This window comes from Brevibacillus gelatini (assembly GCF_003710935.1).
Taxonomy (GTDB): Bacteria; Bacillota; Bacilli; order Brevibacillales; family Brevibacillaceae; genus Brevibacillus; species Brevibacillus gelatini.
In genome coordinates, this window is the sequence record NZ_RHHS01000005.1 from 51117 (window position 1) to 77511 (window position 26395).

Annotated in this window: 27 protein-coding genes; all 27 read right to left on the minus strand. The window is 54.2% G+C overall.

Annotation, left to right across the window (positions count from 1 at the left end):
• Positions 1-264 precede the first annotated feature (264 nt).
• Positions 265-1005, minus strand: a complete 741-nt coding sequence (locus EDM57_RS00540; protein ID WP_122902832.1) for a DUF6042 family protein — start codon at positions 1003-1005, stop codon at positions 265-267.
• A 217-nt stretch (positions 1006-1222) separates the two neighbouring features.
• Positions 1223-1621 (minus strand): F0F1 ATP synthase subunit epsilon, encoded by a 399-nt coding sequence (locus EDM57_RS00545; protein ID WP_122902833.1) that lies wholly within the window; start codon positions 1619-1621, stop codon positions 1223-1225.
• A gap of 27 nt (positions 1622-1648) precedes the next feature.
• A complete protein-coding gene (gene atpD / locus EDM57_RS00550) occupies positions 1649-3058 on the minus strand; it encodes a F0F1 ATP synthase subunit beta (protein ID WP_122902834.1) in 1410 nt (469 codons plus the stop codon).
• 49 nt (positions 3059-3107) lie between these two features.
• Positions 3108-3971 carry an ATP synthase F1 subunit gamma gene (atpG, locus tag EDM57_RS00555; RefSeq protein WP_122902835.1) on the minus strand — a complete coding sequence of 288 codons (864 nt, stop codon included), beginning with the start codon at positions 3969-3971 and terminating at the stop codon, positions 3108-3110.
• A gap of 75 nt (positions 3972-4046) precedes the next feature.
• The gene (gene atpA / locus EDM57_RS00560; RefSeq protein ID WP_122902836.1) at positions 4047-5558 is read right to left on the minus strand and encodes a F0F1 ATP synthase subunit alpha; all 1512 of its coding nucleotides are present in this window, start codon (positions 5556-5558) and stop codon (positions 4047-4049) included.
• Between the two features lie 40 nt (positions 5559-5598).
• Positions 5599-6126, minus strand: coding sequence for a F0F1 ATP synthase subunit delta (locus EDM57_RS00565; RefSeq protein WP_122902837.1), 528 nt, complete (start codon positions 6124-6126; stop codon positions 5599-5601).
• Positions 6123-6626, minus strand: a complete 504-nt coding sequence (gene atpF / locus EDM57_RS00570; protein ID WP_122902838.1) for a F0F1 ATP synthase subunit B — start codon at positions 6624-6626, stop codon at positions 6123-6125. The genes EDM57_RS00565 and atpF overlap by 4 nt, the downstream gene beginning before the upstream one ends.
• A 186-nt stretch (positions 6627-6812) precedes the next feature.
• Complete coding sequence (atpE, locus tag EDM57_RS00575) at positions 6813-7034, minus strand: F0F1 ATP synthase subunit C (RefSeq protein WP_005831752.1); 222 nt, start codon at positions 7032-7034, stop codon at positions 6813-6815.
• Between the two features lie 56 nt (positions 7035-7090).
• Positions 7091-7906: a F0F1 ATP synthase subunit A gene (gene atpB / locus EDM57_RS00580; RefSeq protein ID WP_122902839.1), complete on the minus strand. Its 816-nt coding sequence runs from the start codon at positions 7904-7906 to the stop codon at positions 7091-7093.
• Positions 7907-7975: 69 nt separating this feature from the next.
• On the minus strand, positions 7976-8344 hold the full coding sequence (locus tag EDM57_RS00585; RefSeq protein ID WP_122902840.1) for an ATP synthase subunit I: 369 nt from the start codon (positions 8342-8344) through the stop codon (positions 7976-7978).
• Positions 8345-8355: 11 nt separating this feature from the next.
• On the minus strand, positions 8356-8565 hold the full coding sequence (locus tag EDM57_RS00590; protein ID WP_122902841.1) for an AtpZ/AtpI family protein: 210 nt from the start codon (positions 8563-8565) through the stop codon (positions 8356-8358).
• Positions 8566-8703: 138 nt separating this feature from the next.
• Positions 8704-9894 (minus strand): acetyl-CoA C-acetyltransferase, encoded by a 1191-nt coding sequence (locus EDM57_RS00595; RefSeq protein WP_122902842.1) that lies wholly within the window; start codon positions 9892-9894, stop codon positions 8704-8706.
• A gap of 180 nt (positions 9895-10074) precedes the next feature.
• Entirely contained in the window at positions 10075-10899 is an 825-nt protein-coding gene (gene bioC / locus EDM57_RS00600) for a malonyl-ACP O-methyltransferase BioC (RefSeq protein ID WP_122902843.1), read from the minus strand.
• A complete protein-coding gene (locus tag EDM57_RS00605) occupies positions 10865-11605 on the minus strand; it encodes an alpha/beta fold hydrolase (protein WP_122902844.1) in 741 nt (246 codons plus the stop codon). Before EDM57_RS00605 ends, bioC begins: the two co-directional genes overlap by 35 nt.
• Positions 11602-12798 (minus strand): 8-amino-7-oxononanoate synthase, encoded by a 1197-nt coding sequence (bioF, locus tag EDM57_RS00610; RefSeq protein WP_122902845.1) that lies wholly within the window; start codon positions 12796-12798, stop codon positions 11602-11604. Before bioF ends, EDM57_RS00605 begins: the two co-directional genes overlap by 4 nt.
• A 17-nt stretch (positions 12799-12815) precedes the next feature.
• A complete protein-coding gene (gene bioB / locus EDM57_RS00615) occupies positions 12816-13811 on the minus strand; it encodes a biotin synthase BioB (protein WP_122902846.1) in 996 nt (331 codons plus the stop codon).
• Positions 13808-14551, minus strand: a complete 744-nt coding sequence (gene bioD, locus EDM57_RS00620; protein WP_122902847.1) for a dethiobiotin synthase — start codon at positions 14549-14551, stop codon at positions 13808-13810. Before bioD ends, bioB begins: the two co-directional genes overlap by 4 nt.
• The gene (gene bioA, locus EDM57_RS00625) at positions 14548-15951 is read right to left on the minus strand and encodes an adenosylmethionine--8-amino-7-oxononanoate transaminase (RefSeq protein ID WP_122902947.1); all 1404 of its coding nucleotides are present in this window, start codon (positions 15949-15951) and stop codon (positions 14548-14550) included. Before bioA ends, bioD begins: the two co-directional genes overlap by 4 nt.
• Before the next feature lie 171 nt (positions 15952-16122).
• Positions 16123-19278, minus strand: coding sequence for a phosphodiester glycosidase family protein (locus EDM57_RS00630; protein WP_122902848.1), 3156 nt, complete (start codon positions 19276-19278; stop codon positions 16123-16125).
• Positions 19279-19497: 219 nt separating this feature from the next.
• Positions 19498-20646 carry a non-hydrolyzing UDP-N-acetylglucosamine 2-epimerase gene (gene wecB, locus EDM57_RS00635; protein WP_122902849.1) on the minus strand — a complete coding sequence of 383 codons (1149 nt, stop codon included), beginning with the start codon at positions 20644-20646 and terminating at the stop codon, positions 19498-19500.
• Positions 20647-20664: 18 nt separating this feature from the next.
• Positions 20665-21294, minus strand: a complete 630-nt coding sequence (upp, locus tag EDM57_RS00640; RefSeq protein WP_122902850.1) for a uracil phosphoribosyltransferase — start codon at positions 21292-21294, stop codon at positions 20665-20667.
• A 236-nt stretch (positions 21295-21530) separates the two neighbouring features.
• Positions 21531-22781 (minus strand): serine hydroxymethyltransferase, encoded by a 1251-nt coding sequence (locus EDM57_RS00645; RefSeq protein ID WP_122902851.1) that lies wholly within the window; start codon positions 22779-22781, stop codon positions 21531-21533.
• A gap of 43 nt (positions 22782-22824) precedes the next feature.
• Positions 22825-23394, minus strand: coding sequence for a TIGR01440 family protein (locus EDM57_RS00650; RefSeq protein WP_122902852.1), 570 nt, complete (start codon positions 23392-23394; stop codon positions 22825-22827).
• Positions 23395-23850 (minus strand): ribose 5-phosphate isomerase B, encoded by a 456-nt coding sequence (rpiB, locus tag EDM57_RS00655; RefSeq protein WP_122902853.1) that lies wholly within the window; start codon positions 23848-23850, stop codon positions 23395-23397.
• Positions 23851-24002: 152 nt separating this feature from the next.
• On the minus strand, positions 24003-24461 hold the full coding sequence (locus tag EDM57_RS00660; protein WP_122902854.1) for a low molecular weight protein arginine phosphatase: 459 nt from the start codon (positions 24459-24461) through the stop codon (positions 24003-24005).
• Positions 24462-24488: 27 nt separating this feature from the next.
• Positions 24489-25049 (minus strand): manganese efflux pump MntP, encoded by a 561-nt coding sequence (locus tag EDM57_RS00665; protein ID WP_122902855.1) that lies wholly within the window; start codon positions 25047-25049, stop codon positions 24489-24491.
• Between the two features lie 55 nt (positions 25050-25104).
• The gene (locus EDM57_RS00670) at positions 25105-26184 is read right to left on the minus strand and encodes an L-threonylcarbamoyladenylate synthase (protein WP_122902856.1); all 1080 of its coding nucleotides are present in this window, start codon (positions 26182-26184) and stop codon (positions 25105-25107) included.
• Between the last annotated feature and the right edge of the window lie 211 nt (positions 26185-26395).

The following is a 26395-nucleotide window of genomic DNA, read 5'->3' on the forward strand; positions in this document are numbered from 1 at the left end:
TTGCGCTGCCCTCCAGAAGAAGTAGTCACCTCATCAAAGGGATATTGCTCGCAGCATCGCAGATGAAGGTATGAACGTTGTCGCAGGTCGATACTGCTAGAAAAAAATACCTTTATCATTATAACAAATTGCCAATTGAGTGTCTAACGAAAGCCTTCCTGTATTGCCATATAAAGGGAAAAACTTAGAGAAATCTCTCTAAGCTTTTCCGACATCATATAATAGCCAAACAAAAATGCCCGATTTGGCTCTCGTGTTCATTCATTATTGAACGTTGCTTGAAAACTGCTGACCAAGGAAATCTTCGTAAATGCGTTCCCACACAATGGTGAAGTTCAGCTTCTCATCATCTGGCAGCTCCAGAATGTTCTCGATTGCTTCTTCCATGTACGGGGTCAGCTTAATCAAAACCTCAGCAAGCATTTGATCGTTGGTGTTCAGGATTTCTTTCATTTCTGCCTTGGACATGCTGAACGTATTTTCGTCGCGCTCATGCAGATGCATGACCAGACGGCTGAAAATAGGGTGTACCAGCGCTTCCAGCTTCACATGCGCCAAGGCAAGCGATTCAACCTCACTCAGCTTGAACAGCTGGGAGGCATCCGGGAACGGATAGACAGGGACATCCCATACGTCCTCTTTGTCGAGCACCAGACCCCATTTTACGAAAAGCTGAATGGCTTCCGCACGGGAGGTCGGGTAGTCATAATCGGAGCGTTTCAGGAACGCTTTGAAGCGGTTCAGGAGGTTGACGTAGCCTTCGTAGTCCGCTTCTGATTTGAAAGCTTCCTTCACAGGCTCGGAAAACGTGCCTTTCAACGCTTCGATTTCATCCAGTGCTTTTTCCATCTCTGCTTTTGTCTCGTACTCTGTTACGACTAGACACATGGATTGAAACAGGACATTCATTTCATGCGACAGCACGCTCGACCAGCCATTGGCCGTAAAGCCGCTAGGAATCACTACGCCATCCTGATTGTGGCGAATATCGCGAATGGTTTGCATCAGTTACACTCTCCTTTAATTCCAGAAAGCCAGTGCCGCCCCTTATGCTGTTGCAAAAACCTCAAGTCCGGCGGCAGGGCATTAGGTCTATTATACACAGAAACGTTAGGCAATTACCAACTGGAAATATCATGCCCTGCAAGCATGTATCACCATACATGCCGTGCAACTGAAAAATCCCCGCAGCCACATGGGCGCGGGGATCGCAAGCTTACGCTTACTTCGTTACGTCGAGACGTGCCATCGCACGCTGCAGCGCACGTTCTGCACGCTGAACGTCGAGTTCGGCATATTTTTCTGCCAAACGCTTTTCGGCGCGAGCTTTCGCTGCCTTCGCACGTTCAACATCGATGTCTCCCGGCAATTCAGCCGTTTCAGCAAGGATGGTTACTTTATCGCCGCGCACTTCCAGGAAGCCGCCGCTTACAGCCATCTTTACTTCTTTATCGCCTTCAGTCTTGATCCGAACTGGCGCTATTTTCAGCGGGCTTACCAGCGGCATGTGGTTCGGCAAAATACCGAGGTCCCCTTGAACGCCGCGAGCAATGACCATTTCAGCCTGACCGCTGTAGACAACCCGTTCAGGAGTTACGACTTCAACTGTCATCTTACTCACTTACTCGTCTCCCCTTTCCAGGGTGTCTTACGCCATGTTCTTCGCGCGTTCTACCACATCTTCAATCGTACCGGCGTAGAGGAACGCACCCTCTGGCAGGTGGTCATACTTACCTTCAAGGATTTCCTTGAAGCTGCGAACAGTTTCTTTCAATGGTACGTATTGACCTGGGTTACCGGTAAATTGCTCGGCAACGTGGAAGGACTGGGACAGGAAGCGTTGAATGCGGCGCGCGCGGCCAACGACTTGCTTGTCTTCGTCGCTCAGCTCGTCCATACCAAGGATCGCGATGATATCTTGCAGTTCTTTGTAGCGTTGCAGAATTTTTTGCACGCCACGAGCCACATCGTAGTGTTCTTGACCAACTACTTCAGGAGTCAAGGCACGGGAAGTGGATGCGAGTGGGTCAACAGCAGGGAAGATACCCAACTCAGCGATGGAACGCTCCAGGTTGGTCGTCGCGTCCAAGTGAGCAAACGTAGTCGCAGGAGCCGGGTCAGTATAGTCATCCGCTGGTACGTAGATCGCTTGAATGGACGTTACAGAACCTTTTTTGGTGGAGGTAATACGCTCTTGCAGCTGACCCATTTCGGTAGCCAGTGTTGGCTGGTAACCTACCGCAGATGGCATACGGCCCAAGAGAGCGGAAACCTCGGAACCCGCTTGGGTAAAGCGGAAGATGTTGTCGATAAACAGAAGAACGTCGCGGCCTTCTTCATCACGGAAGTATTCCGCCATTGTCAGACCAGTCAACGCTACGCGCAGACGCGCACCAGGCGGTTCGTTCATTTGACCGAATACCATCGCGGTTTTCGGCAGAACGCCTGCGTCTTTCATCTCGTGGTACAGGTCGTTACCTTCACGGGTACGCTCCCCTACACCAGCGAATACGGAAATACCGCCGTGCTCTTGCGCGATGTTGTTAATCAGCTCTTGAATGGTAACGGTTTTACCTACACCCGCACCACCAAACAGACCGATCTTACCACCCTTGATGTACGGAGCCAGGAGGTCAATAACTTTGATCCCTGTTTCCAGAATTTCAACATTGGTTGCTTGCTCTACGAACTCAGGAGCTTTGCGGTGAATTGGGTCACGACGCTCAACCTCGCCGAGCTCTTGCTGGTCGATTGGTTCACCCAATACGTTGAATACGCGTCCAAGGGTTACTGCACCCACTGGAACGGAAATTGGTGCACCTGTGTCAACGGCTTCCATACCGCGAACCAAACCGTCGGTAGAAGACATCGCAACAGTACGAACCATGTTGTCGCCCAGGTGAGTCGCAACCTCAACTGTCAAGTCGATGTCGCGCTCGCCAGCGCTTTGTGCTTTATGTTGAATCTTGATCGCATTGTAAATGGCAGGCAGGTGTCCACGGTCGAACTCGATGTCAACAACCGGACCCATTACCTGAACCACGCGTCCTTTCGCCATCTTACTTCTTCCCTCCTGTAAAGCTAAATTGGGAGCTATTCACTGCCGCTTAAGCCTGTGCGTTTGCACCTGCAACGATCTCGGAAATCTCTTGTGTAATGGCTGCCTGACGGGCACGGTTGTAGCTCAAGGTGTAACGGTTAATCATATCCGTTGCATTGTCTGTCGCGTTGCCCATTGCGGTCATACGGGAACCTTCTTCGGAAGCCTTCGCTTCCAGAAGCGCACTGTACACCAGTGTTTCCGCGTATTTTGGCAAGAGATCAGCCAAAACTTCTTCCGAGGACGGCTCATACTCGTAATTGATTGTGCGCACTTCGCTGCTCTCGGGAGCTTCCAATGGCAGCAATTGTTTCACGGTCGGTATTTGCGAAATTGCACTTTGGAACTTGTTGTAGCACAGGTACAGCTCGTCGATTTGTTCGTTTGCGAACATCTGGACTGCCGCACTGGCAATTTTCTTGATGTCAGCAAAGGTTGGGCTGGCTGGCAGACCTGTCACCTCTTCCAAAACCGGATAGTTCCGCTTTCTGAAGAAGTCGCGGCCTTTGCGTCCGATTACAAAAATGCCGTACTCGTCCTTGGACTTGTGTTTTTCGTTGATGGTCGTAACCACTTTACGAAGCATGTTGGCGTTGTAACCGCCAGCAAGTCCACGGTCGGAAGTGATGACAATGTAACCAGTCTTTTTCACCGGACGTTTTTGCAGCATCGGATGTTTGGAACCGGATGTCCCGCTCGCAATGCTGGCGATCACTTCCTGGATCTTGTCAGCGTAAGGACGTGCTGCCTCAGCCTTCTCCTGGTTGCGGCGGAGCTTCGCTGCCGCCACCATTTTCATCGCTTTAGTGATTTGGCGCGTATTTTTGGTACTTTTAATACTGCGTCGAATCTCACGAATTCCTTTTGCCACTCGTTTTCACCACCTTGAGGACGCATGCCCGGGCTTATTGGCCCGGCATGCATCTGATGTCTATCAGGTTAACGATTAGCGAGTTACCGAAAAGCCTTTTTTGAACTCTTCGATCGCTGCGTTCAGTTCTTTTTCATCTGGGAGGTCTTTCGTAGTGCGGATGTGCTCCAGCAGATGTGGTTTGTTGGAATCCAGGAAAGACAGCAGCTCTTTCTCAAAGCGGCGTACGTCTGCTACTGGAATGTCATCCAGGTAGCCGCGAGTCGCGCTGTAGATGGAAGCAACTTGCTTCTCAACAGGCATTGGATCGAACTGGCCTTGCTTCATGATTTCCATCAAGCGCTCACCGCGGGTCAGACGAGCTTGGGTAGCCTTGTCCAGATCGGAACCGAACTGGGCAAACGCAGCAAGCTCACGGTATTGAGCCAACTCAAGCTTGAGCGGACCTGCAACCTTTTTCATCGCCTTGATTTGCGCGGCACCACCTACACGGGATACGGAAAGACCGGTGTTAACCGCTGGACGTTGACCTGAGTTGAACAAGTCTGTCTCCAGGAAGATCTGACCGTCCGTGATGGAGATTACGTTGGTTGGAATGTATGCGGAAATGTCACCCGCTTGGGTTTCAATGAACGGCAGAGCAGTAATGGAACCTGCACCCAGTTCATCAGACAGTTTCGCAGCGCGCTCCAGCAAACGGGAGTGCAGGTAGAATACGTCACCAGGATACGCTTCGCGGCCTGGAGGACGGCGGAGCAACAGGGACATTTCGCGGTATGCAGCAGCCTGTTTGGACAGGTCATCGTATACGCACAGAACGTGTCCGCCTTTGTACATGAAGTACTCAGCCATCGTAACACCAGCATAAGGAGCCAGGTACAGCATTGGCGCCGGATCGGAAGCTGTAGCGGAAACGACGATGGTGTATTCCAGAGCGCCTGCTTTACGCAGCGTTTCTACGATGTTCGCAACGGTCGATTGCTTTTGACCGATCGCTACGTAGATACAAATCATGTCTTTGCCTTTTTGGTTGATGATTGTGTCGAGCGCCACTGCTGTTTTACCAGTTTGGCGGTCACCAATAATCAACTCACGCTGTCCGCGGCCAATCGGAATCATCGCGTCAATCGCTTTGATACCGGTTTGCAGCGGCTCGTGTACGGATTTACGCGCCATAACGCCAGGAGCCGGGCTCTCGATCGGGCGGTATCCGTTATTTACGATAGGTCCTTGACCATCGATTGGTTGACCCAGCGGGTTTACTACGCGGCCAAGCAGCCCTTCCCCTACTGGAACTTCCATAACGCGGCCGGTGCGTTTTACAGTGTCGCCTTCCTTGATGTCGCGGAAAGGTCCCAAAATAACGACACCCACGTTATCTTCTTCCAAGTTGAGTACCATACCCATTACGCCATTTTGGAACTCGAGGAGCTCCCCTTGCATGGCCTTTTCCAAACCGTGAACGCGGGCAATACCGTCACCTACCTGGATGACTGTGCCTACATCTACAACTTCGATTTCAGATTTAAAATTAGCGATCCGCTCTTTGATGAGGGAGCTAATTTCCTCTGGTCTGATTGCACTCACTTAATTCACCCCATTCATCCAACTTCTTAAAGACCGAGCTTTACGCTTTTTGCGCAAAGGTTTCCAGCTTTGTTTTCAGGCTGCCATCGTACAGACGGTCGCCGATTTTGATAATAATGCCGCCGAGAATCGAAGGGTCTACCACCGTTGTCATCCGCAGCTTTTTCTTTACTGTTTGGCCGAACTTCTCAGCCAGCTCCGCCTGTTCTTCTTCAGAAAGCGGCTTCGCGCTTGTGACGACAGCATCTGCATAGCCACGCGCTTCGTTTGCCAATTGTACAAAGGAGCTGTAGATGTCAGACAGTTGCACTTCCCGTCCGTTGTCAATCAAGACGTTCAGGAAGTTGAAGCTCTCTTCCCCTACATGGTTTTTGAACAGTTCTTCAACCAGTTTGCCCTTTGCATCTGCCGCGATGTGCGGGTGCTGCATGATCTTTTTCAGATCTTCGTTGCCTTCCACAGCCTGCACGATCGCACCAAGGTCTGCTTCTACCTGATCGATCTTGCCACGCTCGCTCGCTACTTCAAAGAGAGCGCGAGCATAACGCTTCCCTACTGCGCTACTCATAGGCGATCTCCTACTTGAGCAAGGAATTTGTCAACAGTGGACTTTTGCGCTGCTTCGTCCAGTTCTTTTTCGATAATCTTGGAAGCCAAGAGTACGGAAAGACTTGTCATTTGCTCACGCAGTTCGAGTTTTGCTTTTTCTACTTCGCGTGCCAGTTCAGCGCTTGCGTCCGCTTTCAGACGTTCGGATGCAGCCTGAGCTTCTGCCACGATTTTGTTAGCTTCATCAGACGCCTGCTTGGTAGCACGGTCGATGATCGCTTTGGATTCAGCGCGAGCTTCATCCAGTACGCGGCGCTGCTCTGCCAGGAGAGCTTCTGCCTCCGCACGGTTGCGCTCAGCCGTTGAAATTTGATTTTCGATATGCTGACGACGTTTTTCCATGATGCCAACGATTGGGCCCATGGCCAATTTGCGAACCAGCAAGAGCAACAACAAGAACACAATTGCTTGGGTTAAAAGCGTTCCCCATTCCAGGGATACCGCTCCAAAGTCGAGCATTCGTTTCACTCCTTCCTGCGAAAAGAAAGATGTATCATCACGGTATGAACCGCTCTTTGCCAATCATCTGACTTCACGTTTGCCGTGAAGCTTCCAAACTTCTTGCCGAATGAAAGCACAGGCTTCCACTCACTCAAAAATAGAGGCGGGTATCAAGCGCCCGCCTATTTTTACCTAGCTCGCTGACTACATACGACCGAAGAGAATGAAACCGATCGCTACAGCGATGATCGGAACCGCCTCTACCAGACCGAGACCCAGGAACATGAGACCCATGAGGTTACCACGTGCTTCTGGTTGACGAGCTACACCTTCAATTGTACGGGAAATTACCAGGGAGTTACCAATCGCTGCACCAAGAGCAGCCAGACCAAATACGATACCAATTGCAAGAGCCAAACCTTCCATTGTTTAAAAACCTCCTTAGTGTTGTGAAAAACGAGTATAAAATCGGGAAATGCAGATTAGTGATCTTCATTCACTTGCTGAGAGATGTAAACCATCGCCAGCGTAGTGAAAATGAATGCCTGTACAGAGCCGACAAACACGGAGTAGCCAAGCCACAGGAACAACGGAATGCTTCCGAAGATCCCTACACTCAACAGGAAGGCAATCAATACCTCACCCGCAAAGATGTTACCGAATAGACGCAAAGGAAGCGTCAGCGGCTTGATGATGAACTCCTCGAGAATGTGAATCGGGTTCAGGAATGTATGTTTCAACCATCCGCCGAAGCTCTTCTTCATGCCCAGATAGTGCGCGTACAGCAACACGGTGAGTGCGAGGGCGAAAGTTACGCTCGGAGTTGCGGTTGGCGATTTCCACCATCCGATGACAACACCGTGTGAGTGCGGATCGGTAGAGTTCAACTCTTCCTCCAGCTTGGCCAGCTTTTGCTGCTTCGCCTCTTCGTTCGTGGAAACCGTCAGCATGTCTTTAACCTTTTCGCTTACCTGCTGACCTTCAGCGTTGTGGTGAGTTGTATTCACGTTAAATACAAGACCGAGTTGGTTTCCAATGAAAATGTAGAGGAACAAAGTCAGCGCCAGCGAGACAAACCCCGCAGCCTTTTTCGGTGAAATATAGCTTTTTGTAATACCGGTTACGAAGTCCACAATCCATTCCATCACGTTTTGCGCGCCGCTTGGCGTAGCGGAGGTCAGGTTGCGAGTCATCCCGATACAGAGCAAAAGCACCACCAGAGAGGTTACCAAAATCATGAGAATAGTGGAGATGTCAAATACCATGCCCAACCATTCAAATCGCAGAGAATAATGCATGTATTTCACCCCTTTCTTCCGCGCGAGTAAATTGCTTAGCGTGCATGTGTGAAAAAGAATTCTACTTATCTATTTAATGGAGCGATACACAAAAAGGAAGCTGAGAATCTGAAAGAGGAACAAGCCGATGAGCACTCCGGCCAGTCCAAACAAGTGAGGAAAGCGCATGGTCAAAAAGACAGCAAAGCCAGCCACAACCAATCGTTGCAGCATGCCTGTCCCTTTGGGGCGCACACCTGGATCAACAGCCATCTGGCCGATTCGCCAGGTTTTACTGAAGAGAACCGTGCCATTCACCAGACTGCCAGCCATCCCGAGCAGGAGGCTTTGCAAAAAAAAACGACAGGATGGCAACAGCGCCCAGAGTATCGCGGCGATTGCCACACAGAAAAAGGCATAGCGAAACGTGGATCGCATTGCCGAAGAAAACGTTTGCATGTCCCATCTCCCTAGAGGTAACCGCGAATGATGCGGTAGACGCTGTACACGCCTATTCCTAATCCCGCGAGCAGTCCAACCATCAGAAAGAGCGGATTGGTAGCAAAGAGACCATCGAGATATTTTCCCAGCAGGACTCCCGCAATCACACAAACGGCCATATCGACACCAATCAGGGTGACCAACGTGATAGCTCGCCAAGGATTGTCAATTTTTGACACGGAACAACATTCTCCTTTCATACAATAAGGAGAGGGCTGGTGTCAAGTGCCCCTTTGCCCTCATCCATATTAACGAAGAATTATTCCTTTTGTCAATGTTCGTCTTGTTGTGTACACAAAGCGTTCACAATTAAAAACCTACAATTTTTCAACAATCGTCGAAACGCCTTGTCCGCCGCCAATGCACAAGGTTGCTAATCCATATTTTGCCCCTTCGCGCTTTTGCAATTCGTGAACAAGCGTCACCAAAATTCTCGCCCCGCTTGCGCCAATTGGGTGTCCTAACGCGATGGCTCCCCCGTTAACGTTCAGCTTTTCCCGATCAATGCCGAGCGCTTTTCCGACAGACAGCGACTGAACGGCAAAAGCTTCGTTCGCTTCGATCAGATCGATGTCGGACAAGGACAGTCCTGCCTTTTCCAATACGCGTTGGGTAGCAGGAACCGGACCGTAGCCCATGATGCTCGGATCGACCCCTGCGCTGGCGTTGGCAACGATGCGCGCGAGCGGCTTTGCGCCCAGCTCGTCCGCTTTTTTCCTGGTCATAATCAGCAAGGCTGCCGCCCCGTCATTGATGCCGGATGCGTTGCCCGCCGTTACGGTTCCGTCCTTTTTAAAAGCTGGCTTCAGCTTGGCGAGCATCTCGGTCGTTACGCCGGCACGAGGAAACTCGTCGATGGAAAACAGCACCGGATCGCCTTTGCGCTGCGGAATCGGAACGGGTACGATCTCGTCCTGAAAACGGCCGCTTTCCAGAGCTTTCTGGGCTTTTTGCTGGCTCCACGCCGCAAACTCGTCCTGCTCTTCCCGTCCGATCCCGTATTTGGCACACAGATTTTCCGCCGTGATTCCCATATGGTAGTCGTTGAATGCGCACCAAAGACCGTCGCGGATCATTGTGTCGACCACCTTCTGGTCACCCATGCGGTACCCCGAGCGCGCTCCCTCCAGCAAATAAGGGGCCTGGCTCATGTTTTCCATACCGCCTGCCAGCACGACCTCGGCGTCTTCGCTCAAAATCGCCTGCACAGCCAAATGAACGGCTTTCAGCCCGGAGCCGCATACTTTGTTAATCGTCAAGGATGGCACTTCGTGGGCCAAGCCCGCCTGAATCGCAGCCTGGCGCGCGGGATTTTGTCCCAGACCCGCAGACAGCACATTTCCCATAATTACTTCATCAACGGCATCCTTGGACACACCAGCGCGCTCCAAAGCGGCTTCGAGGACGATTCCGCCCAGCTTTGTCGCGCTGATTCCCGCAAGCGTGCCCTGAAAGCTGCCGATAGCTGTACGCACTGCACTTGCAATCACGATTTCCTTTTGACCCATCTTTCAAACACTCCTCGAATGAACAGGATAGCCAACCTTCTTAAAATTCCATATTTTTATACGAATTCCTGCAAAGAAATCGCTTTCATGCAGAAAAAGCTGCTTTCCACATTCTGAGTGGCTACCAGTTTGTCAGGGGTTGAAGCAAAATGCCGCGTGAACGGTGCAAATGCGGCCCGCTTACGGGCGCGGTTGACGACTCCCGCTGATGTAGAGCAAATCGTAGGTGACGCGCACGCCCTGCTCCCCGCCGTACGTCCGCTCGTAATAGTCCATCATCGCCAGCATCAGCCTTCTTCGTCCCAGCCCCGCACGCTTGTCCTCGCTCGTATTTGCGCCTACCGCCTTGATTGCATGCAAAAAGTCCGCTACACGCGGATAGTGCAGCACGACCTTTTGCTGTATCGCCTGCAAGGAACCCATTCCCGCCGCTTCCAGCATGGACAGCCACTGCTCCGCCGCCAAAAACGCCAGGCCGTGGCGCACGTTGTTTTCGCCCAGGCTTGCGTGGGCATAGGCAAAAGAATCGTGCAGCTCGCAAAAGGTGGCTGGCCCGAAGGTGGAAAAAAAGAGCGGGGCGTTTGGCTTCAGCAAGCGGCCTAAGCCGCGGATCGTCTGTTCGGGACGAAAAAACCACTGAAAGCAGGCTCCCGACACAATCAAATCACGGGAGGCCGCTGGCTGCGTCCAGACCCATTCCTCTGCATCTGCCTGGCAAAAGCGCGCTTTCAGGCCGAGACTGGCAAGGCTGGCCTGTGCCTGCGCGATCATCCCGCCGGCGACGTCAATCGCTTCGTAATCGGCATGCGGGTACTGGCTCCGAATCAAGCGAGTCAGCCGTCCCGTGCCGCAGCCGACCTCCAGGATGCTGGCAACCGCGTCACGGGGGAGGGCCGTCTGAACCATTGCGTTCAGTCGATTCGCCATTTCCTTTTGCACGATGGCATACTGCTCATAGGAAGCTGCCTTGTTACTGAAACGATGCTTGACTGTATTTGCGGGCAATCTGCTTCACCATCCTCGTTACTGCTGTCCCGACTACATCCGGGTAAAAAACGTGGGGCATGTGGCCGCAGTCTTTAAGCGGCACAAAATCGGCATCCGGCAGTGTGTTCGCCAGCTCTTCGCCCGCCGCCAGTGGACAGATGAGGTCGTCTGTGCCGGAAATGACGATGGCAGGACAGGAAAGCGACGCGGCTACATGCCGACAGTCCTCGCTTGCCAGGTAGTCCAGACCTGCGAGCAGCGCTTGCTCGCTCCACTGCTCCCCGGCTTTTTCCATCTCCAGTCGGTTTTGTTCACGTTCTTTTGCCGACAGCATCTGTTCCGCAAATTGGGCCATGACCCGCTCGCGCTCTGTTGGCAGCAGCCGTTTCATCCGTTGCAGCACGACTGCGCCCCAGCCTTTGTTCCGCTCTGCCGGATGGCGGACAAAACGCATGGTAGTCCCGATGAGAACAAGCCCTGCTACGGGCCGGGAAGCTGCCAGCCTGAGCGCCAGCAGCCCGCCCATGGACCAGCCGACGACAATCAGCTCGTTTCCGTCGATAGAGCGGGCCGTCTGTTCTACCACCTCGCAAAACTGTTCCGGGCGGGATACGCGAGAATAGTCCGGTGCCAGATGCAGCGCGCAAGGAATCTGTTGACGGACCTCCTGCCAACACGAATCCGGCATCCCCCAGCCTGTCAGCCAAAGTATGGCGGGTGTCACAGCGCATCCCTCCCGTCCAGCTCATCGCGAATCGCAGTCAGCTCCTGGACGGCCCATGTCAGTTCCTGCGGCGTATGCGTCGCCATCACCGTAAAACGGATGCGCGCCGTCCCGTCCGGAACGGTAGGCGGACGAATGGCGACAGCGGCAATCCCGCGCTCCAAAAGCTTCTGGCTGAATTGCAGCGCCCGCTCGTTTTCTCCGATCGCAAGCGGGATAATTTGCGTATCGTCGTCTGTTATGTGAAAACCTTTTTCTTGCAGCATTTGCCGAAACAGACTCGCATTTTCCCGGAGAGCCTGCCTTCTCCACGTGTCCGTCTCGATCTGCGTCAAGGCTTCCAGCGTCGAGCCGATGACGGCAGGCGGCAGAGCGGTAGAGTAAATGAGCGAGCGAGCCTTTGAGCGCAGATGGCGAATCACAGGCTGATCGGCACATACGTACGCGCCGTACACTCCGAAGGCTTTGCTGAACGTACCTACCAGCACATCGACCTGATCGGCCATCCCCAGTTCGTGGCACAAGCCCTGGCCCTGTTCCCCGCGCACTCCACCCGCATGCGCCTCGTCGACCATAAGCAGGGCGCCGTAGCGCTCGCGCAGCTCGGCGAGAGCAAGCAAAGGAGCTTTGTCGCCATCCATGGAAAAAATGCTGTCCGTCACGATCCATTTTCGTCTTTTGCCCTGATACTTTTGCAGCAAAAACTCCAGGTGCTCCAGATCGTTGTGCCGATAACGGACATGCTCGGCACGGCTCAGGATAATGCCGTCGACGATGCTGGCGTGATTCAGCCGATCGCTGAAAACGACATCGCCGCGGCCTGCGAGTGCAGCGATCACGCCCGTATTCGCCTGATAGCCGTTCGCAAACACGAGCGCTCCTTCGCGCCGCTTCCACTCCGCCAGACGCTGCTCCAGTTCGTCGTACAGCGGGTAATTGCCGAGCACGAGGCGGGAAGCCGTACCTCCCGCGCCCCATTTCCTCGCGGCCCGCTCGCCTGCTTCCACGATTCGCTGCTCATGCGCAAGGCCCAAATAGTTGTTAACGGACAAATTCAGCAGCTTTTTCCCGCGAACACAAATCCATGCGCCCCCTGCCTCGGCCAGTGGCTCCACCGTTTGCCACGCTCTGTCCAGCGACTGCTCTCGCATCCGCTTCCACTCCGTCTCCAGCCATTCGTACCTGTGCTTCATTGGCCGCACCTCTTTGCCTAGAGCGCACATAGCTCGATCTCGAAGCCAAGGTCCTCGATCATTTGGTGATCGGCTGAAATCTCCTGCCCTGGCGTCGTCAAATAGTCGCCCACAAACAGCGAATTGGCCGCATAGAGTGACAGCGGCTGCAAGCTGCGCAGGTTGACCTCGCGTCCGCCTGCCACACGAATCTCTTTGTCCGGGCAGACGAAGCGGAACAGCGCCAGCACCTTCAGCGCTTTTTTCGCAGGAACACGGCCCTGGTTTTGCAGCGGCGTCCCTGGAATTGCATTCAAAAAGTTGACCGGAATCGAATCCGCATCCAGGCTGCGCAAGGCGAACGCCATCTCCACGATCTCCTCGTCGCTCTCCCCCATGCCGACGATGACGCCAGAGCACGGTGACATCCCCGCTTTTTTTACTGTATCAACGGTTTCCACCCGCTGATCGTACGTATGGGTAGTCGTGATCGCCGAGTAGTGGTTGCGACTTGTGTTCAGGTTGTGGTTGTAGCGGTGTACGCCCGCTTCCTTCAACCGCTGTGCCTGCTCGTCGCTCAGGATGCCGAGACAGGCGCATATTTTGAGCGGCATCGTCGCACGAATTTCTTTTACCGCTTCGATCACCTGTCCCAGCTCCTTTTCGGTCGGGCCGCGGCCAGAAGCGACGATGCAGTAAGTGCCTGCCTTCCGATTCAGCGCTTCCCGCGCTCCTGCCAGCAGCGTGTCTTTGTCGAGCATGGTGTACTTGGCAACAGGAGCTGTAGAAACGATTGACTGCGAGCAGTATCCGCAATCTTCCGGGCACAGTCCGCTTTTCGCGTTCAGGATCATGTTCAGCTTGACCTTTTTCCCGAAAAAGTGCTTCCTGACCCGAAAAGCGGCGTGCAAGAGCGGCAATAGTTCGTCGTCTGGCGCTTGCAGGACGTGCAACGCCTCCTCCTGCGTCAGCGCTTCTTTTTGCACAGCCTTGTCTGCGTACTCGTTCCAGTTCATGGAAACCGTCTTGTTCATTTTTGTATCTCCCCTTTAATGGATTGCTTTTTCAGCACACTTTCGACAGGCGACACGTCCACATGCGCCCGCATCGATTCCACCAGTTGCTGTCGGGTAAACGCTCCGCCCATGTACGGCAGCACTCCCCAGACAGAAGCATTTCCGTAACGTTCGATCATCGCGGCATTGGTGGCCACACTCTCATCGGTCGCAGTTGCAGGGGCTGCTTCGTTTAAAATCACACCCGCCACCTCAAGCCCTCTGGAGCGCGCATACCAGAGCGACAAAAGCGTGTGGTTGATCGTGCCAAGCCCCGCGCGGGCGACCAGCAGAAGCGGCAGTTGCAGCCGGACGGCGAGGTCGACCATTAGCTCCGTTTGCGTCAGCGGCACAGCCAGCCCGCCTGCTCCCTCGACCAGCAGCCAGTCGTGCTTCGCCATCAAGGAACGTCCGCCCGCGATTACGTTGTCCAGCGTGAGCGTCCTGCCCTCCGCTTGCGCTGCCAGCCAAGGTGTCAGCGGCGCAGAAAAAGCCAGTGGCGCAATCTCCTCGCACAAGTCCTCTACACCGCTCCAGACCCGCAAGCGAAAAGCATCGCTCTTCTGCTCATGTGCCAGCGCCCCGGACTGGACAGGCTTCCACACGCCGAGATCGCAGCCTTGCTCGCGCAGCGCAGCGGCAATTCCAGCCGTGACGACGGTTTTGCCTACATCCGTGTCCGTCCCGGCAATGAACAATCCGGCAAATGGCTTGGTCATCGCACCGCCTGCTCCTTCTGTTCCAGCGTGACCTCGCGAATGGATTCCGCCAAAATCTGCACCATTTCCGCGATCTCGGCCATGCTTGAGGCGAGCGGCGGAAGGAAGACAATGACATTGCCCAGCGGTCTCGTCAACAGTCCTTTTTCTCTCGCCCGCTGGCAGACGCGGACGCCAATGCGCTCGTTCCAGTGGTACGGCTCCTTCGTTTGCTTGTCGCGAACCAGCTCAATTCCTGCCATCAGCCCTTTTTGCCGGATGTCGCCAACGTGCGGCTCTGCCTGTAGCGGCTGCAAAAGCTGCTCCAGCCCGACCGCTTTTTTGGCCACCTGCTCGACCAGCCTTCGCTCTTCCATCAGCCGCAAGTTTTCCAGCGCTACGGCACAGCCCAGCGGATTTCCGGTATAGGAATGGCCGTGGAAAAACGTCTTCTGTTCCTCGTAGTCCGCGTAAAAAGCGTCGTAAATCTCTTCCGTAACGAGTGTGGCTGCTACAGGCAAATAGCCTCCGGTCAACCCTTTGGCAACGGCCATGATGTCCGGCACTACACCGTCGTGCTCACAGGCGAACATTTTTCCCGTCCGGCCAAAGCCTGTCGCCACCTCATCCGCAATCAGCAATACGTCGTGCGCGCGCAAAAGCTCGGCAATCCGCTGCAAGCAGCCGTCCGGCATGACGATCATCCCGCTTGCGCCCTGAACGACAGGCTCGACAATCATCGCGGCAATCTCTCCTGCTTTTTGTTGCAGCAGGCTTTCCAGTTTGCTCAAGGTTGCTTCCACAGCAGCCTGCTCGCCTCCGTCCCGGTACGGATACGGGTACGGGATGACATACGGAGAAAAGAGCAGCGGCTTGTAAACCTGATGGTACAGCGGGATCGCTCCCACGCTGGTAGCTCCAATCGTGTCGCCATGGTAAGCGTTGTTCATCGTGATAAAAGCCTGCTTGCCCGTCCGGCCGCGATTTTGCCAATACTGGAACGCCATTTTCAGGGAGATTTCCACCGCAGTCGCGCCGTTGTCCGAGTAAAATACTTTGCTGAGTCCGGGCGGGGCAATTCGCACCAGCTGCTCTGCCAGCAGGATGGACGGCACGTTTGCCATTCCCAGCAGCGTCGAGTGCGCGATCTGAGTCAGTTGCTCCGTGATCGCCCGGTTCAGCTCCGGTACATTGTGGCCGTGCACGTTCAGCCATACAGAAGAAAAGCCGTCGTAATACGACTTTCCATTGACGTCGATCAGCTTGACCCCTTCGCCTCTGGCAATAATCAAAGGCTCCTGCGCGTTGTAGTCCTTCATCTGCGTAAATGGATGCCACAAAAATTGCCTGTTCTTTTGCGCCAGTTCGGCGTAGTCATAGTAAGAAGTATGTAACAACCAAATCACATCCTTGGTTAACATATATTTGTTAACTGAAATGTTAATTCGGTTTACCGTTTTTGGCAATGACTTTTTTTGGGAGAACCACGTTTCAGCGGAAGGTTGTTTCTTTGTACTTTCCGATTCATAACAAAAGACCACGCCCTCCCCGATTGGAGAAGCGTGGTCTTTGCTTTGTACGGTTTACCCGGCTTATTTGGTTTGCTGCAAAATGCGATAGAGCGCTACGACACATACTGCACGGGTTGTCGGTTTGTTCGGCTGGTATTTTCCGCCGACCGGATCAATCAGGCCGAGTCCGACCATGTTGGTGATGGACGAAGCTGCCCAGGACGGCCATGTTCCTTTATCGGAAACGGTTTTGGCCGCTCCTTTTTTGTTCACCAGACGGTCCAGGATGACAGCCGCTTCCGCTCTGGTCACAGGTTTGTCCGGACGGAACGTTTTATCCTCGTAGCCTTTTACCAAGCCTTTGGCAACGGCAACCTGCACAGCTCCCTGCGCGTAGTCAGGCACCTTGTCCTTGAAGCTGAGCTTCGGCGAGGCGGGCAGTTCCCAATTGAACGCGCGCGCCAGCAAGGTGACGAACTGCGCTCGGGTGAGCGAAGCTTCCGGGCCGAACGTCGTTTCCGTCAGCCCTTTGACATAGCCGTTCTCAGCCATGAACATGATTTCCTTCCTGGCTGGATGGTTGGCAATATCGGTAAACGACGGGCTAACCAGTCCGGCATTGTCCATGTAGTACGGAATGTATTTGCCGTAGCTGTTCACTTCATATACCCACTGTCCTTGTGCGTTCATGGTGCCCAGGAGCGGGTCGAGCGTCTGATTGACTTCGTTGACGTACAGCAGTCCGACTCCTTTTCCGGCGATCCACTTCTTCGGCACCAGCGTCAGCTTGATCGGAGACGTCGAGATCGCATCGTCCGTGCCCGCCTTGCGTTCACCCGGCTTGATCGTGAACGAGTAGTCCGCGGGGACATACCCCGGCAGTTGCTGGGTGACAATCGATTCGACTTCCACCAGAGCGCTGTCCAAAAACGGAGCAGTCTTCTCAAACGAGTAGCCAAGGTCAAGCTCCGCCCCCAGCGACAGGCTGCCCGGCAGTTCAGGCACAACAACCGCATTGCCCGGCTGTCCTGTCTGGTTTGGCAACAGGAGCGAGAATTCGTCGAAGTACAGCGTTCCTTTGTCGTGTGTAATGCCGTCGTTCGCCTGGTCTACAACGTAGATGCTCTTCAGCTTCAACGGATAGGCGGCGTTGCTCGGGAAGTAGCCTTTTACCTGCTTCCAGCCTGTCCAGTCGATTTCTTTTGCCAGATCGACGTAGACGGGCTTGCCGTTGGCATCCAGCACTTCCGCGCGCAGCCAGTGTCTGCTGTTGTCCCCGTATACCCACAGGCCGAGTCCGAGCGGCTTGCCTGGGATGGTGACTGGCTGAGAACCAAGCACGCCGTAAGAGATGCGCATGTTGTTCGCTGGCGCTCCGGAGAAGTTGTAGACGAGCTTTGCCGCTTTTTTCGTGCGGAACACCTGATCCGAAACGAGCGCAAACGAGCCCGCCGAGCTGATGCTGCTCGGGTTGGCCGCGTGGTACATGCCGACCTGGTTGTCAAACGTCAGCCATGGCTGCTCGAATTGGCCGACCGCAAATGGAACGGTTGTCGACACACCGTCATACGTAATCGTCAGGTGTCCATTTCCCGGTTCATTGCCTGCTACAAGCTGCAGCTTGTCGTTGACGGCAGCGACAGCAGAATCTACGCTCGCTTTGACGCTAAGCGGCGTCGCCTGGAGCGTCGCTCCTTTTTTCGTCTTGATTTTCACGTCAAGCGTGACAGCTTGTCCCGGTGCAATCGTGACCGGGTTCGGGGAGACGACGATCTGTTGGACCTCGCTGCCCGCGATGACGTGAACCTCTTTGTTTTGCGTCACGTTGCCCAGTCGGCCTGTCAGTTTGATCTGGCCCGAGCGCGCTGGCGTGAAGCGTTGTCCCTCTACTGTACCCGCATCTGTTTCCCAAGTGACATTTGCCGGATTGATCGCGTATGGCTGATAATGCGTATCGTACCCTTTGGAGGCATTGAGCGTAACGGTCTGGCCGATGAGGATGTCGGCTGGCACGTCAATTTGGAATCCTCGCAATTCTCCTGGCGGAGCGGTGTTGTACACAGCAAGTCCGGTCGGCACGCGGCGTTCGGCACCGCCGGTCGGTTTGTTGGCGAGGTTGGCATGCGTCTCGCCCAGCATGCGCACAGCCATCGTCGTCGAGCCGCCGCCGTCAAAATTCACGGCGCGGTAGGAGCCCAGCTCTGCCATGATTTTTGCCAGCTCGTCCAGGTAAACGCCTTTGTTCCCGTCAACCGTTACCATGTACAGCGTTTTTCCATCCTGGGAAACGCCTACTGCCGTGCGCGCATTGGCAGAAGTGATCGACTTGTCCGCCTGGAACGACGTCAAGGCTTTGCCCTGATCCACGAGCAGCACGTTGCCGCCTACCGCTTGCTTCAAGTCGAGTGTTTGCGGGGTGGTCTGGTACTCGATGGTCGCTTTGGCGCCAACCGGGAAATTCTGCTTGAGGAAGGCCGCTGCCGCGCCGTGTCCCCACAGGACGTAGCCGTTGTACGGTATGTATACTCCCGGTTGATTGACGCGCACTTCCTTGGCGACGTTGTCCACGAACAAAATCTCGACGACATCCTTGTAGCCAGGAATCGCGCCCAGACTTGTTTTGCCGAAGGAAGGTGTATAGACGTTCAACTGGTTTTGGTGGCTTTTGCGGCCGTCGCTCGGATTGTACTCTTCCTTGTTCACACCTTGAATCGAGTAGACAGCCCCGTTTGGTGCGGTGACTTTTCCGCCAAACCCAAACTTTTCGATGATCGCGATCTTGTCTCCGGTCAGCCCCAGGCTATACCAGTACGAGATCAAGCCCATCGAGGAAATCAACTGCTCGTCCTTCAGCACGATGCCAAACGGCGCGCCCCGCTTGGACATGTTGAAAAAGTCCGCGTTGATCGCAGCGATCGCGCCTGTTTCGCGAGCCATCTGGGTAACGGTCTGTCTTTCTGTCAGTTTGCCGGCAGTCCCGTAGACGGGCTTGACCTCCACGTACGGGTTGTTCAGATCCACCTTGGTTACCATGATGGTTACGGCCTGATTCGCAAACGATTTCGTATATTTGAGCAAAGTGGTCCCCTCTCCGATCGGGGTTTGCCACACCATGTTCAATGCACTGGTTTCCGCCCTGGCGTGCGCGACGTTCGTCGCAAGGGGCACAAACGGAACAAAAGCTCCCCAGGCCATTGTCGTAGCCGTGAGCAGCGTCACTATCCTTTGCGCTCTCATGTTGGTGACTCCTCTCCATTTTCCAAACTCTGTCTGTTTCTTATGTAAGTCGGTAACTATTCGTTAGACGCAGTGAGGTAGTGGATAGTTTCGCCAATTTTGCAGATTCCCTGTTGGCAAAACAAACCAAATTGTCAGTCTGTCCAGGCAGCAAGAAAACCCGTCCGGATAATGGCAGTCGCTACCGGACGGGTCACTTTTGGCTGTATGGGCAAATGCTTACTGTCCCGGCTTGAACGGCTCAGGACGCTCGGAACGCAATCCAAAATGATACAGGATTGCTTCTACAATACGGCGGGAAGCCTCTCCGTCCCCATACGGATTCGCGGCGTGCGCCATTGCATCGTAGGCTGCCTGATTGGTCAGCAGCTCTTTTGCCATTGTGTATACTTGTTCTTCGTCTGTACCCGCCAGCTTGAGCGTACCCGCTTCAATCCCCTCCGGACGCTCGGTTGTATCTCTGAGCACCAGCACAGGCACGCCAAGTGACGGCGCTTCTTCCTGAACGCCGCCGGAATCGGTCAGGATCAGGTGAGCGCGGCGGGCGAAGTTGTGAAAATCAAGCGCGTCGAGCGGTTCGATCAGCGAAATGCGCTCGTGATCGCCCAAAATTTCCTGCGCTACTTCCTGCACGACCGGGTTGAGATGCACCGGGTAGACGACGGCGATCTCGGGATGCTCGTCCACCAGTCTTCTGACCGCACGGAAAATGCGGCGCATCGGCTCACCCAGGTTTTCGCGGCGGTGAGCGGTCATCAGCACCAGCTTGTGGTCGCCTGCGCGGTCGAGAACCGGGTGCGTGTAATCTTCGCGCACCGTTGTTTTCAGTGCATCAATCGCTGTGTTTCCGGTAATGTAAATGTTTTCCTCCGGCTTCGCTTCCCGTCTGAGGTTGTCGGCAGACCCGTTTGTCGGAGCGAAGTGCAGGTCCGCCATCACGCCTGTCAGTTGGCGATTCATCTCTTCCGGGAACGGCGAATACTTGTCCCAGGTGCGCAAGCCCGCTTCCACGTGGCCGATTGCTACCTGGTTGTAAAAAGCGGCCAGACTCGCAACGAATGTCGTCGTCGTATCGCCATGCACCAAAACGATGTCCGGCTTTACTTCCTTGATCGCCGCATCGAGACTTTGCAAGGCGCGTGTCGTCACATCAACGAGCGTCTGGCGGTCTTTCATGATGTTCAAGTCAATGTCCGGTGTAATATCGAAAATCCCCAACACCTGATCGAGCATTTGGCGATGCTGGGCGGTCACGCAAACGACCGATTCGATTTGCCCGCTGTACTTTTTCAGTTCATGCACAAGGGGGGCCATCTTGATCGCTTCCGGACGCGTCCCGAATACCGTCATTACTTTTACTTTTTTCATCTTGAATTCCCTCTCCGCCTACTTTGTGCCGTACAAGCGGTCGCCCGCATCGCCAAGGCCTGGCACAATGTATCCATGGTCATTTAAATATTCGTCAATCGCGGCTACGTAAATATCTACGTCAGGATGCTCGTCCTGTACCATTTTGATGCCTTCCGGAGCGGCAATCAGGCACATGAGCTTGAGATTTCGCGCTCCGCGTTTTTTCAGCGCAGCAATCGCCGCGACAGCAGAACCGCCAGTCGCGAGCATCGGGTCGATCACGATCAGTTCGCGCTCGGCTACGTCAGAAGGCAGCTTGACGTAGTATTCCACAGGCTGCAATGTTTCTGGGTCGCGGTACAGTCCCACGTGGCCGACTTTTGCGGCAGGGATCAGCTTGAGCAGTCCGTCGACCATGCCAAGTCCTGCACGGAGGATTGGTACGAGTCCAACTTTTTTGCCGGCAATCACGTTGGATTTACAGGTGGCTACCGGGGTTTCGATGGTGGTTTCCTCAAGCGGCATGTCGCGGGTGATTTCGTAGCCCATCAAGGTTGCCACTTCGTCCACGAGTTCGCGGAATTCTTTGGTTCCTGTATTCTTGTCACGAATAAACGTCAGTTTATGCTGAATCAGCGGGTGGTCAAACACATATACACGGCTCATGTACGTTCCTCCGTTTCCGTATCAATGCATCTTTTCCATCATAGCGAAGGAGAGGGTTGTCGTCAATTTGCCTAATCTTCGTACTTTTTTCCTCCGCTGGCTTTTTTCTGTTTGGCTGGGTTGGGGCTGCGGGGAGGAGAAGACGGTTCCCAGGGAAGAGACTGAAAGAAAGTAAAAAAACAGACCCTCATGAGGTTGCTCACGGGGTCTGTCTGCTTGAGAAATGTTCTTGAAAATTAGATCGTCAAGCCTTCGTACATCGGGAAGCGTTGGCACAGCGCTGCTACGCGTTGGCGTGCTTCGTCGTGTTTGGCTGCGTCTTCCGGGTTTTTCAAGGTCAGGGCGATGATGGCTGCTACTTCTTTCATCGCTTCTTCGTCGAAGCCGCGGCTGGTGACGGCTGGCGTACCCATGCGGATACCGCTTGTGACGAATGGGCTTTGTGTATCGTAAGGGATGGTGTTTTTGTTGGTGGTGATGTTTACTTCGTCCAACAGGTGCTCGGCTACTTTGCCAGTCAGGCCGATTTTGCTTACGTCAACCAGTACGAGGTGGTTGTCGGTTCCGCCGGAGACGAGTGTCAGTCCTTCTGCTTGCAGCGTTTCTGCAAAGACGCGGGCGTTGTTTACGATGCGTGTTGCGTAGTCTTTGAACTCTGGTTTCAGAGCTTCACCGAAGGCAACCGCTTTTGCCGCGATAACGTGCATCAACGGACCGCCTTGCACGCCTGGGAACACGGATTTGTCGATCGCTTTTGCAAACTCTTCTTTGCACAGGATCAGACCGCCGCGAGGACCGCGCAATGTTTTATGCGTAGTGGAGGTGACAAAGTGCGCATGTGGCACCGGGTTTGGATGCAGGCCAGCCGCAACCAGACCAGCGATGTGCGCCATGTCTACCATGAAGTATGCGCCTACTTCGTCCGCGATTTCACGGAATTTGGCAAAATCAATTGTGCGCGGATAAGCACTTGCACCTGCTACGATCAGCTTTGGCTTGTGCTCCAGCGCTTTTGCACGAACATCGTCGTAGTTAATCACGTGGGTGTCTTGCTCCACGCCATACTCTACGAAGTTGTACAGCGTACCGGAGAAGTTTACAGGGCTTCCGTGTGTCAGGTGGCCGCCGTGGGACAGGTTCATTCCGAGTACAGTGTCGCCCGGCTGCAAAATGGTGAAGTAAACCGCCATGTTTGCTTGCGCGCCGGAGTGTGGCTGTACGTTCGCATGCTCGGCGCCGAAAATTTCCTTGACGCGATCGCGCGCGATGTTTTCCACGATGTCCACGTATTCGCAACCGCCATAGTAGCGACGGCCTGGATAGCCTTCGGCGTACTTGTTGGTCAGTACCGTTCCCATTGCTTCCATAACCGCACGGCTTACGAAGTTTTCGGATGCAATCAACTCAATTTTGTCACGCTGTCTTCCCAGCTCCAGTTGAATGCCTTCCAATACTTGCGGGTCCTGTTTACGCAAAAATTCTAGCATGATTTATTTTCCTCCTCGAAAATGGGCTTGTCCCACATTCTTATTAGGTACAGCTTTCATTTTGGGGTACAACTTCATAGACTGCTCGCGCGCCGCCAATCAGCTTGGGGCGTGTGCGTGCAGCGGTGACATGCGCTTCGCCCACAGTCCGCTGCGCGGGACGCACAGGCACAGCCACTTGCTTCAAGTGCATGCCAATCAGCGTGTCACCGATGTCAATGCCTGCATGGGCGCGAATCTGCTCCACCACAACCGGATCGGCAAGCTGTGTAAAAGCGTGTGCAGCCATGGAACCGCCAGCAGTCGGCACGGGAACGACCGAGACCTCTTCCAGTCCGTAGCGTTCCATCACTTCCCGCTCCAGCACGAGCGCCCTGTTCAAATGTTCGCAACATTGAAAGGCCACAGCAAAGCCGCGCTGCTCCTGCACAGTGCGAATGCCGCGATAAATGGCGGCGGCCACGTCCCGGCTGCCGGCTTTTCCAATGTGCTTGCCCAGCACTTCACTTGTGCTGCACCCGATCACCATGACCTGTCCGGCCTTGAGATTGGCAAGCCCGGCGACTTCCTCCACCAGTTGACGAACCTCTTGTTCGATAGCGGATAGATTCACTTACTTCACTCCCGTGTGCTTCGCTTCGATTTGCGCGATCTTTTCCACACGACGCTCGTGGCGGCCGCCCTGGAATTCTGTCTCCAGCCAAATTTTCACAATATCAAGCGCCAAACCAGGTCCAATAACCCGCTCACCCAGAGCCAACACGTTCGAGTTGTTATGCTCACGAGTAGCACGTGCAGAAAAAGTATCGTGCACAAGCGCACAGCGAATGCCAGGAACTTTGTTGGCTGCAATCGACATGCCGATGCCGGTTCCGCAAACCAGGATGCCCCGGTCGAACTCGCCTGCTGCCACTTTTTCCGCTACGGGCAAGGCGTAATCAGGGTAATCTACCGAATCCTCGCAAGAGCAACCGAAGTCTTCCGTCTGGATGTTCATGGAGGCGAGCAGAGTCTTGATTTCCTCTTTCAGCTTGTATCCCCCGTGATCTGCAGCAATCGCCACTTTCATTCTGCCATCCCTCGCTTGTTTCATGATCTCACTCATTATACATCAAAAAGCTGGAGGTAAAAAGTGAACATTTTGTTTGATTGATTAAAAAACGTTCGTACTCTCATGCGAAACAAGGTCCTGGCTACCAACCAGCACCTCCTTTTGTTCCGTTATTTACGAAAACGCGCTTCCATCAACCGCTCCAAAAGCCTGTCCAGCGACTCCTCGATTTCCTCGGCGCAACGACGGTAATCCTCCAGCGCTCCACCGAAAGGATCAGCAATATCCTGCAAGCCCTCCACTCCGGCAAACTCCTGCAGCGTATGCACCTTGTCAGCAGCCGCCGGAAAAAAGCTCAGGATGGCGTGCTTGTGATTGTTCGTCATCGTCAAAATGAGGTCAGCCCACTCGATCAGCTCTTCATTCAGCTGGCTCGACTCATGTGCATGCTCAATGCCCCGCTCCGCCAGCACCGCCTGGGCGTGCGCGGAAGCAGGCTGTCCTGCATATGCCGCCACTCCGGCCGAACGCACTTCAAATTCCTGTCCGGCTGTCTTGGCGCGAAACATCGCCTCCGCCATCGGACTGCGGCAAGTATTTCCCGTGCAGACGAATAAAATCCGTTTCAATGATCGCCCCTCCTTTCTGTCAGCCTGCTAGATGACAAATTTCAGACCGAAGCAAAACAAAATAAGTCCCCCTACTAATTCGCTGTAATCGCCCAACCATCCTCCCACACTTCTGCCAAGCAAAAGTCCGAAATAGGACATGGCCGCCCCCATGACGCCGAACAGGGAGATGGCGAGAATTTTGTTTACTTCAATCAGACCAAACGAAAAACCGACTGTCAACGCGTCAAGACTGACGCTGAAGGCAAACAGCCATAGCCCGATTCCTTTTGTTTTCAGGACGCTTTTTTGGTCGCCGTGAAACAGTCCATTCCACAGCATATGCAAACCGATCAAGATCAGCACTCCGCCGCCGATGAAAACGGCAATGTCGCCCACCAAGTCAGACAAATAAGCGCCGACAGCAATCCCGACGACAGGCATCATAATATGAAAAAGTCCGATGGTAATGCTCACTTTGACAATTTCCCGCAAACGTATGCCGACCATGCCTACGCCGATCCCCAGCGAAAACGCATCCATGCTCAAAGCAAAGGCGATGATGAGCAGCGTCAAAAATTGCCCCCAATGAAACAACACCTGGTCCAAGCGGCCTCCCCCCTGTCTCTTCACCTTATGCGGACAAGGGGGAGTTTAGACTGTTTTAGACGGACAGGATGCGACCGCCCGCCGCTTTCTCCAGCCGGTTCATGACGGCCATACCCAGGCCATCGCGGCTGAAAGTTTCACCTACAATAAACTGAACGTGTTGATTGTCAAACTCGCGCAATACAGCATAAAGCTGCTGGGCGACTTTTTCCAGATCGTGCCGGGAGCCAACAGACAAGACGACGTCGGCCGCCGCCTGTTCCCGCCAGTATCGAGCCGACTCTTCCGTCGCCAGCACTCCGGTTTTTTGCCCATGCTGTTTTGCTTCAGCGAGCAGCTCCGCCATTTTCGCGCGGACCTGTGCTTCGTCGCCTGTCACCAGCCACATTTCCCCCTCCGGGGCGTAATGCGTATATTTCATCCCGGGCGCACGCGGCGTCTCTACCGCGCCCACCTGAAAAGAAGGATCGAGCTCGACCGGACCGATCACAAGCTCCATCTGCTCCCGGGTAATGCCTCCGGGCCGCAGGATGACAGGCGGATCGACCGTCACGTCAATGACCGTCGACTCGACACCGACTCCGGTAGCTCCGCCATCCACAATCCCCGCTACCCGTCCGTCCAGATCGGCAAACACGTGCGCAGCCGTAGTCGGACTCGGACGGCCGGAACGGTTCGCGCTTGGAGCTGCAATCGGCACGCCTGCTTCCTGGATCAGGGCGAGCGCAATCGGATGGTCCGGCATGCGCACCCCGACTGAATCCAGCCCTGCCGTTACCAGCGATGCGACCTGATCGTTTTTCGGCAGGATGATCGTCAACGGCCCCGGCCAAAATGCGTTCATCAGCTTCCGGCCTTTTTCCGGAACGGAACCTGCGACTGTGGACAATTGCGCAAGCTCTCCGATATGCACAATCAGCGGATTGTCGCTCGGTCTGCCTTTTGCTGCAAATATTTTCTCCACTGCGGGATCAGACAATGCATTCGCGCCCAGGCCGTACACCGTTTCCGTTGGAAAAGCGACAGCTTCCCCCGCGCGCAGCAAACGGGCTGCATCCACAATCTGTGTACAACTGCGGATGTTTTCCACATCGTTATCCACAGACCAGACTTTCGTCACCAAATTGGTTTCCATCTTAATAAAATCCTTTCTTTATCTCGTTTCTATGTCATAAGTGCCTTTAGTATAGATGTGCATCCAGAAGTTTTCAACAGGCTGTGGGTAACTTGTGAATAACTTTCAGAAAAGTCTTTGTTACCAATTCTTAACCTCATCCGTCAGAACGGTGTAGTAGAATAAGTCCATGCAAGCGAGATACATCTTCTCTTGGATCGAAAGGATCGTG